Annotated in this window: 13 protein-coding genes; 6 read left to right on the top strand and 7 right to left on the bottom strand. The window is 42.9% G+C overall.

All coding sequences use genetic code 11. The features are described 5' to 3' along the window. Nucleotides 1-72 precede the first annotated feature (72 nt). The 6 genes from CC97_RS08700 to CC97_RS08725 all read right to left on the bottom strand — a co-directional run bounded on the left by CC97_RS08700 (nt 73) and on the right by CC97_RS08725 (nt 11332). Nucleotides 73-3291 carry an extracellular solute-binding protein gene (locus CC97_RS08700; RefSeq protein WP_044974637.1) on the bottom strand — a complete coding sequence of 1073 codons (3219 nt, stop codon included), beginning with the start codon at nt 3289-3291 and terminating at the stop codon, nt 73-75. A gap of 129 nt (nt 3292-3420) precedes the next feature. Then, nucleotides 3421-4560, bottom strand: a complete 1140-nt coding sequence (locus CC97_RS08705; protein WP_044974638.1) for an ABC transporter permease — start codon at nt 4558-4560, stop codon at nt 3421-3423. Between the two features lie 4 nt (nt 4561-4564). Continuing rightward, on the bottom strand, nt 4565-6478 hold the full coding sequence (locus CC97_RS08710) for an HlyD family efflux transporter periplasmic adaptor subunit (RefSeq protein ID WP_044974639.1): 1914 nt from the start codon (nt 6476-6478) through the stop codon (nt 4565-4567). A 25-nt stretch (nt 6479-6503) separates the two neighbouring features. After that, on the bottom strand, nt 6504-7415 hold the full coding sequence (locus CC97_RS08715) for a carbohydrate ABC transporter permease (RefSeq protein WP_081850050.1): 912 nt from the start codon (nt 7413-7415) through the stop codon (nt 6504-6506). Then, complete coding sequence (locus CC97_RS08720) at nt 7415-8305, bottom strand: sugar ABC transporter permease (protein ID WP_242848159.1); 891 nt, start codon at nt 8303-8305, stop codon at nt 7415-7417. The genes CC97_RS08715 and CC97_RS08720 overlap by 1 nt, the downstream gene beginning before the upstream one ends. Before the next feature lie 378 nt (nt 8306-8683). Then, nucleotides 8684-11332: an ATP-binding protein gene (locus tag CC97_RS08725; RefSeq protein WP_197021847.1), complete on the bottom strand. Its 2649-nt coding sequence runs from the start codon at nt 11330-11332 to the stop codon at nt 8684-8686. A 345-nt stretch (nt 11333-11677) separates the two neighbouring features. On the opposite strand from CC97_RS08725, the gene CC97_RS08730 reads away from it, so the two are divergent. From CC97_RS08730 to CC97_RS08755, 6 genes are all read left to right on the top strand, one after another. Then, on the top strand, nt 11678-12070 hold the full coding sequence (locus CC97_RS08730) for an OadG family protein (protein ID WP_044974642.1): 393 nt from the start codon (nt 11678-11680) through the stop codon (nt 12068-12070). A 120-nt stretch (nt 12071-12190) separates the two neighbouring features. Further along, nucleotides 12191-13387 (top strand): sodium ion-translocating decarboxylase subunit beta, encoded by a 1197-nt coding sequence (locus tag CC97_RS08735; RefSeq protein ID WP_044974643.1) that lies wholly within the window; start codon nt 12191-12193, stop codon nt 13385-13387. A 594-nt stretch (nt 13388-13981) separates the two neighbouring features. Then, complete coding sequence (locus CC97_RS08740; protein WP_044974644.1) at nt 13982-14605, top strand: flavin reductase; 624 nt, start codon at nt 13982-13984, stop codon at nt 14603-14605. A gap of 40 nt (nt 14606-14645) precedes the next feature. After that, the gene (locus CC97_RS18790) at nt 14646-16289 is read left to right on the top strand and encodes a M23 family metallopeptidase (protein WP_049962794.1); all 1644 of its coding nucleotides are present in this window, start codon (nt 14646-14648) and stop codon (nt 16287-16289) included. 129 nt (nt 16290-16418) lie between these two features. Further along, nucleotides 16419-16625 (top strand): (2Fe-2S)-binding protein, encoded by a 207-nt coding sequence (locus tag CC97_RS08750; RefSeq protein WP_044974645.1) that lies wholly within the window; start codon nt 16419-16421, stop codon nt 16623-16625. Between the two features lie 32 nt (nt 16626-16657). Further along, a complete protein-coding gene (locus CC97_RS08755; protein ID WP_044974646.1) occupies nt 16658-17008 on the top strand; it encodes a hypothetical protein in 351 nt (116 codons plus the stop codon). Nucleotides 17009-17062: 54 nt separating this feature from the next. Here CC97_RS08755 and CC97_RS08760 read toward each other — a convergent pair whose 3' ends face one another. Continuing rightward, a complete protein-coding gene (locus CC97_RS08760) occupies nt 17063-18748 on the bottom strand; it encodes a leucine-rich repeat protein (protein WP_156036839.1) in 1686 nt (561 codons plus the stop codon). Nucleotides 18749-18810: the final 62 nt, after the last annotated feature.

Consider the following 18810-nt stretch of genomic DNA (forward strand, 5'->3'; position numbering starts at 1 on the left):
ATAAGCGTTAAACGCAAACGGCGTTTACTGTCTGTTTCTGCTTTTCAGATGTGCGCTGAAACCGGAATGCGATCACTTGATCTCGTTGAGGTATGTTGACACCTTGCTCTGGATCTCATCAGCTGCTTCCTGTGAAGACTTCTGGTCATTGAACACCTGATCAAGAGCCTCGTCAATGATGGTTTCGATACGTTCGTCACTGAATACACAACGGTCTGCACTTTCAACTGCTTTTCTGAACTTTTCAGATGTAGAATCATCGATCGGATTCATTTCTGCATATGTTCCGTCCGGCTTTGTAACGGAATAGTAACAGTATTCATCAGGATTCTTTGCCTTTTTAAGAAGTGCATCAAATGAATCCTTTCTTATCGGGAAGGAATTGGTATACCCCTTGTTCATTTCATCCTGATACTCTTTAGTGATGAATGACTTGATAAATTCCCATGCCGCATCCTTGTTCTTTGACTTTTCACAGATAGCAAAAGTCATTTCAGGTGAAATTATTATACCGCTGCCATTATCAGAAGGCATACCCTTGAATACAGCTTCCTCACCCAGTGCACCCTGCTGAAGATCAAGGAAATTGAAGAAATTATATGAATCCATCAGTTCAAGCTGACACATCTTATCCTTATATCTTGATACATAGGAAAGGTCATCGGAATCTTCCTTGTACGGTTTGAATGCATCAACTGGTTCATCTTTGTTCTGTGTGCTGCCTTCTTCTGCTATAAGGTCGATGATCTGCGCAAAACCGTCTTTGTCAAAACTGCAGGACTTGTTTTCAAAATCAACGTATTCGGAAAGGTTATCCTTTATGAGATAATTTATGAGTTCAGTTCTGGATGTATCCTTGAAGAAGATGCGTCCGTTTTTCTTAAGTGAAGCAAGCTGTTCATAAGTAAAAGCATGTTCCTTGCCAAGATTTGATGCAGGGCCGGCAATTGTTTTAATACTGAATCCGGCAAAGATCTGATTCAGCTTTCCTTTATAGGAACACATGTCAAGAAGGTTTTCAAAGTAATCTTCCCGTTTTATATCTGCGTCATTGTCAAAGTAGGTCGTAAGATCCGCAAGAATATTCTTTGCAGCAAATGAAGTCATGTTTACTTCATCCGTTCCGATAAGAATGTCCGGAACGTTTCCTGAAGCCATGTCATTGTTAAGCTGGAATGCGCCGGAATTATATGTATCATCCTCGTACTTGCTGAACTTGCAGTAGTCATTTACCTGAACTCTGAATTCATCACTGTTTCTGTTGAAATCAACAACTTTTTCCTTGAACAAATTGTTATACTCAAGGCCGACACAGGCAATAGTCATGATTTTCTTGTTCTGGATCTTCTTAAGTGTTTCATCGTCAGCTCTCTTAAGAATAAAGAGCTGATCTTCACCGGTTGAGTAATCATAACCCTGGCATATAATAGAATCCTCGCCGAGGAACGCAGCATTCCATACCTGAAAGATTATGTCGCTGTCGATCCAGTTTATGATTTCCGTTATCTTTTTATCAGCAAAACTATATCCGTATATACCTGAGGTATTCTGATAACAGAGATCATAGTTTCCGTCTGTTTCTATCTTTCTGAAATCTCCCGGAATATCAGTCTCGATCTCTTCCCCGACAGTATATGACGAAGTATCGACCTTACGGAAAACAGTTTTTCCTTCTTTGTTTTCAACTGAAACATAGTCTCCGCCCGGAGCAGAAATATAGAATCCGAACGCAGTATCCTTTTCTTCGATCTTTGCCTTATGATTACCTGAAGCGTCAAAGATCTCAATAAAGCTGTTGCCGTCCGGACCGTTAATATTTACTGTGGCAGCATAGTCTCCTGAACTTGTTTTTACTATACTATCCATGTAGTAATTGCCTTCTGTCTCTGTTTTAAGTTCAACAGAATTTGATAAAACGCCGTCTTCACCTGCTTCGGAAATCACACATATCTGTTTTTCCATATCATCTTCACCGTGTTCATAGTGTTCAGATATAACAGTAAACTTTCCGTCTGCATCTGCCTGCACAGAGTTTATATAGCCGTTTTTATCATCCTGAGGCAGAGAAACAGTAGAAACTATATTCCCGTCCTTATCAAGCTTATAGATAAGCGACTGGTTATCGCCGAAATTCTCACCGTAGCAGAACAGCTTATCGCCGGCAAATGTCATACGGTAAATATTTTTGTACTTTTCCGGAAGATCTGTTCCGAACATCAGCAGGGGTTCAGGCTTCGGATTTTCAACATTCACCTTCCAGATGCCCTTTTCATTGCTGTAAAGGAAATCAGCACCGTTGCCTCCTTCAGTGCATATTCCGCTGAGTTCGCCTTCTGTTGTTATGTTATATCTTTTCAGAACTTCACCTGTTTTGTTATCAAGTTCATCCATGAAGAAATTGTGTGCTTCAACGCCGTTCATGACATCATCTGTAGTAGACATAACACAGATATTTCCGTTTGCTCTTTTCAGAAGTACTGCGCCATACTCCATATCTGTAAATTCATCAGTAACATACAGTTTCTCACCGCCGGCAGTGCATTTGACAACCCTGCTGACTGAAGAAGCTGCACCGTCCATGGTATCCTGCTTTACGCTTGTCTCTGCGATGGTATAAAGATCACCGTCATTGTCAAATACACAGCCGCCGACATAGGTGTCACTGTCAAGAGACAGTACTTCGCTTAAATCAACACTGCCTTTTTCAGAAAGATCTGAAATATTATAGGTCTTGAGCGTAATTTTCTGTCCGGCAGGACCGTATTCCTGAATTACAACTGCTAATTCACTGTCACTTTTTCTGGACATTCCTGTAACATAACAGTTATTCTTGATCTCGGCACTGCATTTTACCTCAGAAGAAGAAGGGTCAACTACAGCAAGATGGGCCATGTATTCCTCATTGTCCATATATGAAACTACGATATTACTGTCGGCAAAATCCACATAATTAATAGTTGCAGCGTTCAGTACTGAAAGATCAAGATCTGTAACCTCTTTCTTCTCAAAATCGTATAAACCTGAGATCAGATCACCCGCATTGCCTGATTTGCTTCCGTAAACATAAATATTTTCGCCGCTTGTGAATACATTATTGGCATAGCCGAAATCTTCAGGCATTTTTACAGTTTCTGCAGTATAGTAATTCATGATCTGCTTAGGCTGATTTACTGCTGCGTCACCCGCATTTCTGCTGCCCGGAAGTTTGGCATTACATGAAGCAAGCGTTGCAAGCATCGCTGCTGCCAGGAATGTACTTACTGTACGCTGAATAAATCTGGTTCTTTTCATCGTTCTTTTCCTTTCTTAATTAACAAACTTTAACACTGTATCCGCGGTCCGGCACATCCGAATCCTGCGGCGGTTAGTACGCAGCAGTTCAAAGCTGCCCGTAATGATGATCTGTGAAAGGTATTTTTCTCACTGATCATACTTTCCTTCTCCGTTCTCTGACGGTGTACTGATGTAGTCTGATACTCGTTTTTTGTATGTGTACTTATACATCATATCTTCAAGGAAGTCTTTAAGATGCCATTTTCTGTGTGCGTAAAGCAGGCATATCTCTGAGATGACTGTAACAAGAAAAACTGCAGCTGCAAGGAGTGAAAATGCAAAAAGTATCTCCATTTTCACCGAAGTCATTCTTGCTGCATTCTCCCAGTACGGATATGCTATGCTCCTGTCCTGAATTGCTGTATTTCTGAACTCACGAAGCCCTTTCCACAGCTTAAGCGGAGAATATCTTCCTGTGTTCTGTACAATGACAGCAGCAAGCTTTTTTTCCGGATCTTCACTGTCTTCCTCTTCACTCATAGTGTTGATGCCGTAGTTCTCCAGAATGATGTTGCGTGCAAAATTGGTGACCGGATCAGGAATGACCGCTTCGTAGCACTGAAGAGTCGTGTCAAGTTCAGCCTTTTCAAGCGCACTGTAGTGAACATATATCATCGGTGAAGCCGGATAGGCTGTTTTTACATCCCTGTTTTCTCCCGGATCAACAACACCGGCAACTTCGAATTCGGTACCGTTGATAACGAACTTCATGCCCGTTATGTCAAAGGAACTGAAAATATCCCAGGCTGCCTGCCTGTCGAGAACTGCGCGGTCATCGTCGAGCTCGCCTTCATAGATGTAGTTTCCGCTTATAAGCCTCATAGGATGAAAATCAAAGAAATTTCCGCCTACGCCGGTAACGCTGTAATCCGAACCGGCTGTCTGAAGACTGCCCGTCTGTTCGTCATACACTGAGGCCTGTGAAACTGTTGTCACTGAACTGCGGGCGTCGATCCATATTTCTGCGCCTTCATTTTCAGGTCTGAAAGATGCTTCCTTCAGTTTGGTTTCGATAGTCGATCTTAATTTTTCCGTTTCCTGTTCCTTAAAGGAGCTGCGGCCCTGCGGAAAGAAAACTGAGATCTGAGCATATTCGGTCTCACCGCTCTTCCATCGTTCTGCCATATTCTGATCTTCAAGACTTTTCGGGACCGATGACATGGCAGCGGCCAGAACACCGAACAGCACAGCCGAAACGGCTGCGGCTGCGATTTTCTTCTTCTTCATCATATTACTCCTGCGCAAGTCTTACCTGATCTCCAGGTGAAAAAGGTTTTGATGAAGCCGTTATTATATAATCTGCAGAATCACCGAAATCTCCTGACACTGCACACTGTGTGTCATCCTCGGCAATTACTGTGACCGGTATTTTCTCTGCAAGATATCTGTTTCCGAGCGGACTGCTCTTGGATCTTACTGCATAGACATATTTTCCTGATGAATCCTGCTTTACCGCATTCTTCGGAACGACCTTGTCAAACTGTGAGGCTGCTTCTCCGAGTTCAGCCTTTATCTGCTGGTCAGCGACCACGTCGCCTTCAATAGTGAATGTAAGATCAAATTTTGAAGAATCGTTCTTGTTCTTCACAATATTCTTTACTGTAACAGTTACATCGTCATTATACGGTGTCTTTGCTTCGGTTCCTTTCTTCACAGCCTTTGCCTGATCAGAAGATACTGTAGACGATGCTGTAAAACCGTCAGAGGAAAGACTTATGACCATAAGTTCCTCACCGGCTGTAAAAGGCTGACCTGAAGTGAAATTAATGCTTTGAACAACACCTTCAACAGAAGACTTTATTTCATCTTCGGAATGTTTTTCATTGAGCTTTGCAAGCTGTTCCTCAAGCTTGTCGATTTTTTTCTTCTGTGCATCCAGATCGACCTGTGCCTGTGCGTCAGTAACCGAATCAGTTTTTCTCTTCTGTTCAAGAGCATTTATTGCAGCTTCAAGTTCGTACTGTGCTGCTCTGATATTTGCATCGTAATCTGTCGTCGATGACGAAAGCGAATCACTGCCGATGTATGATGCCGCACCTTCATCGTAAGAAGCATCACCGCCGAGTGATGCGATCTTAGCGTTGATTTCAGCTGATACCTGAGCGACCTTCTTATCCAGAGCCGTCTGAGCATTCAGGACAGCAGCTTCCTTCTTTGCAACGGCTGACTCCTTTTCTGCCTTTAAGGTCTTTGTCTTTTCAAGATTAGTGATGGCTTCTGTAACAGTCTTAAGGTCTTCCTCAGCATACTTTAAATTAAGTTCAAGGGTCGCGATCTCTTTTGCAAGATCATTTTTCACAGTTTCCTCAGAAGCAGCAGCGAGATCAGCCTTTTTCTGTGAAAGCTGGAGCTTCTGTGTTTCTACGCTGCGTTCCATGGCCTTTGTTCCGTTTTCAGCACCTGCTGCCTGAATAACAGCAAGATAACCTGCACATTTATCCTCGGCATCCCTGACTTCAGCTTTCGCAGATTCCAGTTCAGAATTTGCCTTTTCAAATGCAGCAAATTCATTTGAAAGTTTTGAAGCTGTATCGTTACTCAGCAGTTCGTATTTCTGTTCCGTAATATTGTTAAGATCGGACTGAAGAACAGCCTTTTCCGCAAGAGCGTTCTTCTTCTGTTCCGGATCTTCCGAAGGTTCTGAAGGTGCATTGTTCTTCGCATCTATTGCCTGATTCAGCTTGTCCCTTGCCACTTCAATGGCCTGGGCAAGTGCAAAGTTGTCAGGTGAAGCTGTTATAAGTGCTTTTTCATATGCAGTCTTTTCAAGATCAATTGAATCTTCCAGCTGCTTTGCCTCACTGCTTTCGCCCGGTCCTTCGAGATAGAACAGTGTCTGACCCTCCTTTACAGTCTGGCCTCTTCGGACGGCTACACGCTTTATCTCTCTGTTTTCGTCTGCAGTAACGATATAGTTTTTGTTTGCCTCAACTACAAGATCCAGTGTATAGGCTTTCGAGACCTTGCTTCTTGAAATACGTGAAACTGATACTTCAGGGAGTGAATAGTTCATGATCGTATTTGAGAAAAAGGTAAGTACAAGCAGGATAAGAAGAAAAACAATTATTATATTCTTTACCCATTCTCTTCTGTTTCCGTGCTTTTCTGCTGTTCCGGAATTTATGTTGTTATCTTTGGTTTCCATTTGTTATTGTCCTTTCAGTCTGCAGTTATCCTTTTATTCCACCCGAATAAGCGATGCCTTCAACGAGATAATCCTCACCGTAGAAAAACATCAGCAGAGTCGGTATCATGTATATAACAGCCACGGCAAAAGCCAGCCCGACGTCACCTGAATTGATCTTTGAAAGAAAAACTGACAAAGGATGATAGTCGGTATCCGAGAGCATGATAAGCGGCTGTTCCACCATATTCCAGTAATCAATAAAATTCAGAAGAACGACGGAAAAAATCGCACTTCTTGAAAGCGGAAGGCAGATCTGTGTGAAGATCTGGACTTCTCCTGCACCGTCAAGCTTGGCAGCTTCAATGTAGGATACAGGGATCCTTCTCATGACCTTGGCGAGAATGAACACGGAAAACGGAGCGAAAATACCGGGAAGTATGATCGACAATCTTGTGTCCACGATCCCGAGCATATCTGCTACAAGATAGTTAGGAACCAAAGTTACCTGATAAGGCATGAGCATGAGAACAACGTACAGGAAGAACAGTATCTCCTTGAACCTGCCCTGGTAACGTGCAAAGCTGTAAGCTGCAAGCAAAGCAACGATGGTCTGAAAGATAACTATCGGAACCACGAGAATGACCGAGTTCCAGAATTTCATAAGATAATCGGAGTTTTTAAACAGTACTGTGATGTACTGCTGAAATGAGACTCTGTCGGGTATAAGCTTCAGATTAAGCTTTTCTGATATGAAAGTCTTTCTGGAATCATTCTTGTCAAAGTTGCTTATCATCGCACCGTAATTGGCGTTTATTTCTTTCTGCGTCATAAAGGAATTGGCGATGGTGACTGCAGTAGGAAACAGGAAAAGAAGTGCGCATAAAGCAGTAAAAACCGTAAAGAATACTGAAAAGAATTTTCGCTTCAGCCTGATCTTAAGAGGCGGTTTTCTCATCATTCCACATCCTTTCCGAACCAGTACTCGACAACGAAGAGAAGCGCTATTATCACGGACATCACAAGTCCCATAACTATTGCCGATGACGAGAGCTTCTGATATTCAAGGAGCGAGAACGTGTTATTCATGAAGTGCTGAAGCATGTAGAGGGAATCCGGATAGTCTCCTGTCAGAAGATAGACCTCACGGAATATCTTGAATGAATTGATAAGTGAAAGTATTGTCACAAACAGTATTGTAGGCGACAGATAACGGAGTTTGAGATGAAAGAACCTGTAAACCGGTCCGGCACCCTCGAGCTCGGCAACTTCCATAAGATCTCCAGGAATATTGGAAAGTCCCGCAAGGAAAAGGATCATATTGTATCCGATATTCTTCCACAGGAACATGATCACGACGACGATCATTCCCGAAGGGGTCTTGAGCCAGTCCGTCGGCTGTCCGCCCATCATTTCCAGAAGCTGATTTACAGTTCCCTGCTTATGGAACATTACCTGCCATACCAGTACAACAGAAGCTGTCGGAACCATAAGCGGACACAGGAAAGATGCTCGGAGCTGGCTCCGGAAACTGATTTTTGATTCCAGTATCACCGCAAATGCAAGCGAGATCACTACCGCAAGCGGCACTGCTGATACTGAGAAAAGCAGCGTGTTCCTTGAAGCCATCCTGAACGCATCATTTGTAAGAACTTCCTTAAAATTGTCAAACAAAACAAAATTCCTGTTTATCGGATTGTCTATGAGAGAATAGTAAACAACCACGAAAAACGGCAACACAAAAAACAGAAGCACTCCGGAAAGACTTGGCGCAAGGAACCCGATTTCCGTTATGAGTTCACTTTTTCCGGAACGCCTGTATTTATGACTGTTTTTTTTCTTTATCAACTTTTGTTCCTCCGTATTTTTCTTTTGTTCTCTGAAAAAACCTGATACATAAATCATACTATAATGTCATTATGCTTGTCAAGCATTTCTTGCTATTATATTTTACCACTTAAAGAGAACGGAGGCAATAATGCAGCGGTTTATTTAAGATAATCTTAAGGAAACACTGATTAAACCGGAAATACGGCTTTGCCGTATTTCCGGATGTGGGGATTGCGGGGCTTCGCCACGTGCCCTACGCTGATTTATGAATAAATCAGCGTTTCCTTAAGGAAACGGAAACGGCCTCCGGGGTTCTGACCCCGGAGGCACGTTAAAAAGTTTTCTCTTTCTGATTCGCACAGTACTGCGGAAACAGTCAAATCACTGTACTCATTATTACGGTATGTTTCCTGCAGACCGGTCGGCAATGACCGACGATCCCTCGAGCACCTGCTTAAGCATGATATAAAGCATTTCCTTTTCAAAAGGTTTTGAAATGTACGCATTCATACCGTTCTGCATGGTAAGCTTTTCGTCATCGCCGGCTGCATTGGCTGTCAGTGCGATGATTGGTATCGAATGTGCATCTGCTTTATCGGAATTGCGTATGCATCCGGCTGCTTCGTATCCGTTCATGAGCGGCATACGGACATCCATGAGAATGACGTCGTAGGTATGACTCGGATTTGTTATGAAAGAATAGACCGCCTGCTTTCCGTTAAGGGCGAGTCTTACGTCGAATCCGACGTTTTCAAGAAGAGCCTTAGTGAATTCCGCATTGAAATCATTGTCTTCGGCAAGCAGAAGCGTTTTGCCTGAAAAATCGAAATTCTGCTGTTTAATGAAAAGATTCTCCCTGATGGAATCGGTTATTGACTTGCACTTCTTGAGTTCAAGGATAAAGTAGAATGTGGAACCGCAGTTTTCCTCACTGATAACTTCAATTGTTCCGCCCATGAGTTCAACCAGATTCCTGCATATTGAAAGACCGAGGCCTGTACCGCCGTAGGTCTTGGTAACGGCGCTGTCAGCCTGCTCAAATGATTCGAATATCTTCTTAAGGTTTTCCTTCTTGATGCCTATGCCGTTGTCCTCAACGCTGAACTTAAGCACCGATGAATCGTCCTTGTCTTCGAGCTCGTCTACCGTAATGGTTATACGTCCGCTGAAAGGAGTAAACTTCAAGGCATTTGCAGCAAGATTTACAAGTACCTGGTGTATTCTGAACTGATCACCCACAAACAGCTTGTTGGTGAAATTCTTTATGATAGTAAACTCTATCATTCTCTGTTCAGCCTGAGGCTTGATCATCATTTCCAGATCTTCAAGAAGATTCGTAATGTCAAATACTTCGTGGTTTACTACCAGTTTTCCGCTCTCTATCTTTGACATGTCGAGAATGTCATTCACCAGCGAAGTAAGATATTTCGTGGAAATAGATATTTTTTCAAGGCAGTCGTAAACCACGTAGGTGTCGATATGATCGTCATTGTCCATTACACAGATAGCCTTGTCCGCCATACCTTTAATAGCGTTGATAGGAGTACGTATCTCATGTGACATACGTGAAAGGAAGTCGGACTTTGCCTTGCTTGCAAGGTCTGCGTTTACTATTGTTATATGAGTTGCTATTACACGCGAAAGCTCCTTGAGCGTATTGATTTCCCCGGCTGTAAGCTTTTTGCTCTTGTCACGGGTCTCAAATACGAGGCATCCCTTGAATACACCTTCATTGTAGATCGCAGAAAAATAGTACTGGCTTCCGGAATTCCTTTCGAGCATTTTACGAAGCGATTTTAAAAGTTTCTGCATGATCTTGGATGTTATTCTTACGATACTGTCACGTTCGAAGTATTCAGACAGAACATTAAGATCCTTACGGTTGAAGTCATAAATTTCATTGAAGTCGATAGGTCTTCCCTTTTCACACCAGTGATAAGTGAATTTATAGTACATATTATCTTCATTGACTTCAAATATTACTATTCGTGAAAAATCGAACTGACGCGATATCTTCGGAAGAAGAAGATTTATCGCAGTCTTCAGATCCCGGCTCTTTTCGAGAAGAGAATAGGCAAAGGCCGTAATGTCACCGTTCTGATGAGGATTCGCATCAGCAATATCGGTAACACCCTTGTCAAGGATCGTCTCGTCAAGAACTTTTGAATCAACAAGATTGTATACGTCAGAGTAAAGAAGGCTGGTACCCTTGTTGGTTTTCTTGGCAAACATCAGGGTCTTGTATGCATAGTCAAAGAGATCATCGTATTTGTCTGAATAATAGGTGTTGACTATTCCGACAGTGCATGAAATGCTAATGTTCCTGTCGGTACCTGCATAAATGCTGTTTACTCGTTTGCTTATTGAGTTTCCGAATGATTTGATATATGCCTTGTTGGTATTCTTCGAGAACACCATGAATTCGTCGCCGCCCAGACGTATTACGATGTCTGTCGGGCGCATTACTGCCGTCAGTTTCTCGGCAACCTCTTCGAGCACTGAATTTCCAAATTCCCTGCCGTAGTGATTGTTTATTTCACAGAAGTTGTCTACATCGATTATACAGAGTGCGCACAGTTCACTGTCCGGCTTGAGTTTCAGATACTGTTTTATCATCTTTTCGCCGGCTTCTCGTGAATAAAGCCCTGTCAGCTTGTCTATGCCCTCACTTTCACTCTGCTCATCTTCTGTTTCTTTTTCACCTATAGTAGCTACCATACGCACTTTGCGCGTATTTACGGATTCATAGCATTCTATTTCACCGTAGCAGTTGAGATAAATGATGCTCCTGTCGTTCAGGATGATCGGAAAAACAAAGCAGAAAGGTTCATTATTGTTGATCTTTTTCCGGACTGTCACAATAAAATCCTGATAGGTCTCGCTCGGTACGATTCGACTCATGTACAGACCCCTGTCCAGATCTTCCTTAGTGAGTCCGGTAACTTCAGTAAAACCATCGTCCGCATTTACGACCCTGAAGTTGTCATCGATATCGATTTTGAACCTCATAAAGGACTTTGGTCTTAATTTATATTTATCGGTCATAATAAAGAAAACACTCCCGCGATCATTTGCACGGAATACTCCGGTCATTCCGTGTCATTTATTACGTCCTCTATATTATACCACACCGGAATCTGCATTTCAATCGTTTTATACTGTTTTGCACAATTAATCCTATAAGCAAGCTTCCCATTTGTGAAAAACAGCTATACAGTCTTATCGTATTAATAGTACATTTCAGGTTACGGAATATTCATGTTTAAAAATCTGCAAAACAGCAGAAAGTGGTCATGTTTTTTTATAAATTGTGTATTGCAAAAAATCCGTATCTGAGTTATAATTATAATCGTATGGTTTAATTTTATCTACAGATAGGAGAGTAATAATATGGTAATTCCATGGACAAAAGTCTGGGCCGTAGTTATCACCGGACTGGTAGTCGTATTCCTTGCTCTTGTTCTTCTTATCGTTTTTGTTCAGATATTCGGAAAGATATTCTCAGGTATCGCAAACAAGGAAAAGAAGGGCAGCAAGCCGGACGTTATCCCTGTACCTCAGGTGACAGTTCCTGAAAATGTTACACGTTCTGTGCCGGAACCGGCTGTTTCCGGAGATGACGACGAAGTAATAGCTGTTATTTCTGCCGCAGTCGCAATGATGGCTGCAAGGGACGGAAAGAAATACGCTGTCCGTTCGATAAACAGAACAGAAAACAGAAGACGCTCCGCAGCCTCAGTATGGGGTGCTGCCGGTCAGCGCGAGAACACTCTTCCGTTCTGATTTAAATAATATGGTAAACGGCTGGTGCTAAAGACGTTTGCCCCGACCGCCGGGCAGCAAACAAATACAGTTTTCTGCAGGGCGAAATAACAATTAAATACGAAAGGATATTATTCTATCATGAGTGAAGTAATACGAATCTTCCTTGAGACTCTTGCTGATCTCGGAAGAACGAGCGGTTTTGCCAACCTCGACTGGACGAACATCGTCATGATCCTTATCTCGTTCATTTTCATGTATCTGGCGATCGCAAAGAAATTCGAACCGCTGCTTCTGCTTCCGATCTCATTCGGTATGCTCCTTACAAACCTTCCGCTTACCGCTATGTATACTCCGGAGCTGTTCGCAGATCCGACCAACATAGACTACGACAAGATCCTTCACGAAGGCGGACTTCTCGACCTTCTTTACATGGGTGTAAAGCTTCAGCTCTTCCCGCCGCTTATCTTCCTGGGTATCGGTACAATGACTGACTTCGCACCGCTTATTTCAAATCCGAAGAGCTTCCTTCTCGGAGCTGCAGCTCAGGCAGGTATCTTCCTTACATTTATCGGTGCTGCATGTCTCGGATTCTCTGAATCAGAAGCTGCTTCGATCGCGATCATCGGCGGGGCCGACGGTCCGACAGCGATCTTCGTTTCAAGCCGTCTTTTAGGAGGCGGAGCAACCATTTCAACAGGTACCATCGCCCTTGCGGCGTACACATACATGGCTCTCGTTCCTATCATCCAGCCTCCGATCATGAAGGCACTCACAACAAAGAAGGAACGTGCCGTAGTAATGGAAACACTTCGTCCGGTAGGCAAGACAGAAAAGATCATCTTCCCTATCGCAGTTACAGTTATCATCGCACTTCTCGTTCCTTCAGCTGCTCCGCTGGTCGGCATGCTTATGCTCGGCAACCTTCTCAAGGAAAGCGGCGTCTGCGACAGACTTGTAAAGACAGCTCAGAACGAACTCATGAACATCGTTACTATATTCCTCGGTGTTTCAGTCGGCGCCACAACAACAGCTGACAAGATCATCACTGCTGAGTTTGCAAAGGTAATCATCCTCGGTGTTATCGCATTCGCGATCGGTACTGCATCAGGTGTTTTATTCGGAAAGATCATGTACAAGGTTACAGGCGGAAAGGTAAATCCGCTCATCGGTTCAGCAGGCGTTTCAGCCGTTCCGATGGCAGCCCGTGTATCACAGAAAGTCGGCGCTTCCGAAAATCCGACAAACTTCCTTCTCATGCACGCAATGGGACCAAACGTTGCAGGTGTTATCGGTTCAGCAGTTGCTGCCGGTGTACTTTTAAGCATCGTAAAATAATTCATAACTATCACGCCTCCGCGGTATAAACTGCGGAGGCATTTTAAGTTATAATACAGTGACCGGAAAATATATTTTTCGTTTACTGTAAGAATTCACATGACTGATGTTTCCGGGGCTCGGATAATTATCACACAATTTTCAGATTACTGCACTTGACAATGTTACCGATTTGTAATATAATAATATTAGTCGCAGAGATAAAATATACCGGATATCAGATTATCAGGAGTTTTTGTTTATCAGGAAAACATTTTATGAGCATATTTTCTGCGTATCAGGTTTCTGCTGTAACAACTTTGTCATCATTCTGTTACACGCCGGTTACAGCATTTTTCCCTTACACCGGACAGCCATCCGGCAGCCGGTGAACCTGCACATACAATGCAGGTTCTTCATTCACCAGAAATTAATTCAGTCTTTATATTATAAAAATTCATTTCTAAAGCAGAAACCGCCTTCTTTCACGAAGGCGGTTTCTGTTTATGACAGACATTTATCACCTGTTACTGCCTTTAAAAACCAGTAGATATTTCAAAGTATGTATGTTATAATATAAAGAACGTAAAACGAAAAAGGACGAGGAGGAAAAACATGAACACTAAAATACTTCAGAAAATAAGCTACGGACTGTTTGTTGTAACTACCAGTTTCGAAGGAAAAGATACCGGATGCATCATCAACACAGCCTGTCAGGTAGCAACTGAAATGAATGCCGTTTCAATATCTGTAAACAAAGCCAATTACACCTGCGAAATGATACAGAAGGCAAAGCGCTTCAATATTTCTGTTATTGACCAGAGCGCGACCTTTGACCTGTTTAAACATTTCGGTTTTCAGAGCGGACGCGACACTGACAAATTTGCAGGGTATAACGACTGCAAACGTACAGCCAACGGATGTATGGCTGTCACAAAAGGTACAAACGCATTTTTCTCGGTCTCAGTTATCAAAGAGATCGACCTCGGAAGCCACATTCTGTTTGTAGGTATTCCGTCTGACGGCGAATTCTTCAGTGAACTTCCGTCAGCAACATACGAATACTACTTTGAAAATATAAAACCGAAGCCTGAAGCAGTCGGAAAAACTGCTGACGGACAGACGATCTGGAGATGCGTTATCTGCGGATATGAATATGTCGGAGAGGAACTTCCGGAGGATTTTATCTGTCCGGTATGCAAGCATCCGGCAAGTGACTTTGAAAAGGTCACGAAATAGATACGGGGCTTTGGGGAAAAATGCAGAAAGGATTTTTAATTTGAATAATAAGAATTTTATGAAGATCACTGCCGCATTTTCACTGACGGCAGTAATGACACTCTCATCATTCTGTTATACTCCGGTCACAGCCTTTTCACCGGCTGAGGCTGAAAAATCAATAAGCGAACTCGAAGAACTCAAAACAGAAAACAGGGAACACATAGCAGAACTTCAGAAGGAAATTGAAGAATATCAGTCAAAATACGAAGATGTTGAGGCTGATGAAAGCGCAAAGCTTGAATACAGAAATGCGCTGACCGAGAAAATGGAACTTCAAAGTCAGAACATCGACTACGTTTCCGGTCAGATAGACAAACTCGATGACGAGATCAGCGAGAATGTCCGGAAGATAAATTTAACTGAGACAAGCATTAAAGATGCAGATCTTCAGATCGATGAAAATGTTGATGTTCTCAAGAAAAGAATACGTGCCTCATACATGGCATCAGGTGATAATATTTCATCGATACTTTCAGGCTCATCTTCATTCTACGATATGCTCGCTAAATTTGAACTTATCGCCAAGGTCGCAGATCACGACAACAAACTCATTGAAACAATACAGGAACAGATCGACAAGCTCAAAGAGCTGAAATCATCCCTTGAAGCTGAACAGGAAATGCTTGAGGGCAACCTTGAATCAGAAAAGGAAAAGAAAAGTGAATTCACTGACGCTTTGGAAGAACTCGGAAAAGACTACACTGCCACCCAGGAAGAACTGGACAAGCTTGACGGTGTAAAATCAGAGATCCACGAAAGCATAGAAGAACGTCAGAAAGCAATGGCGGAAGAAGAGGAAGAAATCAAGAAACTCGCTTCACAGGTAGAAGAATTTGAACGTATGATCGCTGAGCATCTGGTAAGCGTATCAGTATCGGTTTCAGAGTCTGAATCCATTGCTGCGTCTGAAGCGGAAAGCAGGGCCGAGGAATCAAGACGTGCGGAAGAATCAAGACGCGCCGAAGAGTCACGCCGTGCTGAAAGAGCTGCTGAAGAATCAAGACGTGCTGCTGAAGAATCAAAACGCGCAGCCGAAAACAATGAAAAACCTACAACTGAAGCCCCTGAAGCAGAGACTCCGCCTTCAACTGAACCGGCAACGGAAGCTCCGAAGCAGGAAGAGCCGGTAGCACCTTCAACTGAGGCTCAGGCTCCCGCTCCGTCATCACAGCCTACCTATTCAAGCGGATTCGGCTGGCCTGTGGCAAACGGTTACGGAAAAATCACCAGTCCTTTCGGAACAAGATGGGGAACACTTCACAAGGGTGTTGACATAACAGCTTCGGACGGTGACACCATCATGGGCAAGGCTGTTGTAGCCGCCTGCGACGGTATCGTATTCTCAGTTGAAAACAAATGTACCCACAACTACGGAAAGAGCTCAAGCTGCGGATGCGGCGGCGGATACGGAAGGTATCTTGTAATAAGACACAACGACGGAAAGTACTGTACACTGTACGCTCACTTAAGCTCAGTTTCTGTCAGCGTTGGTCAGAGTGTTTCACAGGGCGAAGTTATCGGATATGCCGGATCCACCGGATATTCAACAGGCGCTCACCTTCACTTTGAAGTACGTCACTGGCCTTTCGCATGGACTTCCGACAACGCTATCGATCCGGAACAGTTCATTTCAAATCCTTAAGTGTGATGCATTAAGCACAGTTAAGGAACAACCAACGCTTAAAAGTATTTTTACTTTAAGATACAAAACACTGACAGGTTACCTGTCACTGTTTTCATAAACCATTTTACTATAAGGAGAGTTTTAATCATGGACGGAATGTCAAAAACAAACGAAGAGATCTGCCACTGCAAGAAGGTAACAGTCAACGATATTGACCGTGCTCTTCACACAGAAAAGAAGTTCACAGACGTAACAGAGGCTTTCAAGACTGTTCAGGAAGTTACTTCATGTTCAACAGGCTGCGGCGGATGCTACGAAAAGATACTCGATACTATTTCAGATCTTATGCACTGATCACCTGTTGAAACAGGAACGGAGGTATCAATATGTTCAATGCAGGAAATGCTCAGAGTATTGCTGCAGAGATCAGCAAGCTCTACACGGCTATGGAAGACATCGGAAGCTATACACCTGAAGAATGTGCGGCGTGTGATACACTGTACAGAAAAATGGTTGAAGTATCCGTTGAACTTGCAGCCAAGAAATGCACAGACGAAGCCACTGTGATCAACGACATCGTTAAAAGAGGCTTCGGCTCAGAGGAAAGCCAGTTCAATGACTTTGAAAAGGCTTCATTCAGACTCGTGGGAAACACTGAAAAATTCAGAAACTACTGTTACTACCGCATCATCAAGCTCGAGCTTGACATGATCGCAGACGCCTTCGAGATCGAATAATTTAAAACAAAACCGCTTCCGGAGAGAATACTTTCCGGAAGCGGTTTTGTTATATCAGAATTTCTCAATTATTTTCGCAACAAACTGCTTTATCGCAGCAAGATCATCAAGACCCACATCACCGTTTTTATTTACATCCGCAGCATTTCTCTGTTCTGACGTCATGTCCTGTTTGTCAGCAAGTATAACTGCGAGGAGCGAAACATCAGTAATATCCACCTTTCCGTCTCCGCTTACATCGCCCGTGACCGCTTTTGATGCGGTACTTTCAGGTTTTATATACTCAATCTTAAGCGGAAGCTCTTTTTTCCATTTTTCTTCAAATTCTTTTATCGCCTTCGCCTCTTCAGCGTATACCGTAAGATTCGGACAGTTTTCAAAATTCTTTTCCATTATCCAGACGGAAGACGGTACCGTTACTGACTCAAGAGAATCAGAATCGGAAAATGCATTTTCCTTAAGCTGTTCCGTACCTGATGAGATTTTTACTCTTTTAAGATTTCTGCAGCCATTAAATGCAGCTTCACTCACAGACTTTATTCCTGAAGGAACAGTGTATTCCTCTCCTTCTCTGTTGTCAGGGTACTTAACAAGATCTTTTGAAACTGCTCCGCCAGCCCAGTTCGTCTGTCTGAAAAGAACACCGTCTTCGTCATAGTAATTCTTATTGTCCTCTGACACCTTTATGCGCTCAAGATCGGAACAGCTTAAAAAAGCATGATTTCCAATGGATTTTACAGAAGAAGGTATCTCAAAGGTTTTAAACGATCTGCAGTTAAAGAAAGCGAGATCTCCTATTGATGTTATCTTATCGCTCAGATCTATCTTTTCCAGATTCACACAATCAGCAAATGTTTCCTTTTCAATTTTCGTTAATCCTCCAGGCAGTGTTATATCAACAAGCCAGATGCACGATTCAAAAGCACCGAATCCTATTTCAGTTATTCCTGACGGAAGTATAACCTCATCCAGTGCAGTACCAGCAAAGGCCTGACTGCCTATCTTTCTGACCGTATCAGGAATAGTGATCTCTCCAAAATAAGTGCATCCTGTAAAACCTCCAAGTCCTGCACCAATAGCTGTAACAGGCTTTCCGTCGATGCTGGCAGGGATATTCGCTTTGTGAAGACGTTTGTCTGCTGACACAAGTGTCATTTCCCCGTTATATTCAGAATACCTGATAAGTGAAGAGGCATTTTCATATTTAATGCCAAGCGATGAAGCATATTCCGAAGCCTTCTTTTCATCATATCCGTAAAGTCTGAACTCTTCAATAGGTGATATTTCATCTGTACTTTCATCGTACATAAATCCGAACGCACAGTCGCCGATGGATTCGACAGAATCAGGAACGACAAATTCCTTAAGATTCGGGCAGTTAAGAAACGCGCCCTTGCCTATGGATTCAACCGTATCAGGAATGATGACATATCCTGTTTCCGATCCGTAAAATGCGCCTTCGCCGATCGAAGTTACAATATATACTTCGTCTTCAGCAGTAAGTACAGCCGGAACCGTGACATCGGATCTTTCATGCAGAAGATATGACATGATCTCTGCCGTTCCGTCATCATTTATCTTCACCAGAAAAGCATCATCACTTGTCTGGAAATAATCATCATCTGAATCTGATGTTTCAAAGAGAGTAGTGCCGGCATTTTCAGCATAAACTGCCGGTGCTGAAAATGCAAAAGAAAATGTTAATAATAAAGCTGCTATAAAAGATACTGATTTTTTCAAATTAATTTCTCCCCCTGTTTCGCTTCGGATCTTTTCGTAAATCACCGGATCATCCGAATGAC

Source organism: Ruminococcus sp. HUN007 (assembly GCF_000712055.1).
In the GTDB taxonomy this organism is placed as follows: Bacteria; Bacillota; Clostridia; order Oscillospirales; family Ruminococcaceae; genus HUN007.

Coding starts and splice junctions, on each gene's coding strand:
- CC97_RS08700 (WP_044974637.1), bottom strand. CDS start 3,291: ATGAAAAGAACCAGATTTATTCAGCGTACAGTAAGTACATTCCTGGCA.
- CC97_RS08705 (WP_044974638.1), bottom strand. CDS start 4,560: ATGAAGAAGAAGAAAATCGCAGCCGCAGCCGTTTCGGCTGTGCTGTTC.
- CC97_RS08710 (WP_044974639.1), bottom strand. CDS start 6,478: ATGGAAACCAAAGATAACAACATAAATTCCGGAACAGCAGAAAAGCAC.
- CC97_RS08715 (WP_081850050.1), bottom strand. CDS start 7,415: ATGAGAAAACCGCCTCTTAAGATCAGGCTGAAGCGAAAATTCTTTTCA.
- CC97_RS08725 (WP_197021847.1), bottom strand. CDS start 11,332: ATGACCGATAAATATAAATTAAGACCAAAGTCCTTTATGAGGTTCAAA.
- CC97_RS08730 (WP_044974642.1), top strand. CDS start 11,678: ATGGTAATTCCATGGACAAAAGTCTGGGCCGTAGTTATCACCGGACTG.
- CC97_RS08735 (WP_044974643.1), top strand. CDS start 12,191: ATGAGTGAAGTAATACGAATCTTCCTTGAGACTCTTGCTGATCTCGGA.
- CC97_RS08740 (WP_044974644.1), top strand. CDS start 13,982: ATGAACACTAAAATACTTCAGAAAATAAGCTACGGACTGTTTGTTGTA.
- CC97_RS08750 (WP_044974645.1), top strand. CDS start 16,419: ATGGACGGAATGTCAAAAACAAACGAAGAGATCTGCCACTGCAAGAAG.
- CC97_RS08755 (WP_044974646.1), top strand. CDS start 16,658: ATGTTCAATGCAGGAAATGCTCAGAGTATTGCTGCAGAGATCAGCAAG.